We start from the raw sequence: 1,037 nt of genomic DNA on the forward strand, positions 1-1,037 counted from the left end.
AAGTGAAGAGGTTAGAAATTGGAATAAAGAGTTAACGAAAGCAATAACTAGTGGGAATGAACTTTTGTTCAAGGAATTATTAGATGAAGCATTAAATTAGGCTGGAAATGAATTCACGGAAAATTTTGATTGTTGATGATGAGTGGGTTCACTTGGAAGCTATAATTGAGGTGTTTGAAAACACGGAAAATAATTACAAGATACTTCAGGCTCTAGGTGCAGATATAGCCATGGAAATTGCTATAAACGAATTGCCTGATTTAATTATTACCGACTGGGAAATGCCCGGCACATCTGGTATTGATCTTATAAGGCAATTGAAAAGCAATAAACGCACTTCAGATATACCTATCATTATGTGTTCTGGTATTATGACCAGTTCAGAAAATTTAATGAATGCACTTGAGGCAGGTGCAATTGATTATATAAGAAAGCCTATTGACAGTATTGAGCTTATTGCAAGAACTAAAACCATATTGCATTTGGCAGACAGCTATTCCAAAATTAAATCGTTAAATGACTCAAAAGATAAGTTCTTTTCTATCATCAGTCATGATTTAAAAGAACCCATTAATTCAATATCATCATTTACAGGGTTACTTAAAGACCATATTGAAAGTTTATCAAAGGATGAAATTCAGGAGATGGCTGGACAACTCCACGATTCACAAAAAAAGCTATATACCTTGCTCGAAAATTTACTAGAATGGTCCCGTTCTCAAATGGGATTGATTAATCTGGTAAAAGAAGACTTTAATATTACAGCAGTAATAGATGATTGTATAGAACTACTGGCTCAGCAAGCATCCAATAAAAAGATTGATATAGTAAATCATGTTGAAGGAAAAATAATAGTCAATTCTCATAAAAATTCCATTAGTACAGTTATCCGAAACTTAATATCTAATGCTATAAAATTCACCCAAGAAAATGGAAATATTGAGGTGAGTATTAAGGAGGATGATCAGTCCTATGGAGTTTATGTGAAGGATAGTGGAGTTGGAATATCTGATGAAGCAATCAAGAAAATTTTCCAA

Annotated in this window: 1 protein-coding gene; it reads left to right on the plus strand. The window is 33.0% G+C overall.

What is annotated here, in order from left to right; all coding sequences use genetic code 11:
- Positions 1-107: 107 nt before the first annotated feature.
- The coding region (locus E1140_RS00205) for a hybrid sensor histidine kinase/response regulator (RefSeq protein ID WP_155177949.1) at positions 108-1,037 on the plus strand (930 nt) is incomplete at its 3' end.

Origin of the sequence: Fulvivirga lutimaris (assembly GCF_009711525.1) — a bacterium.
Classification (GTDB): domain Bacteria; phylum Bacteroidota; class Bacteroidia; order Cytophagales; family Cyclobacteriaceae; genus Fulvivirga; species Fulvivirga lutimaris.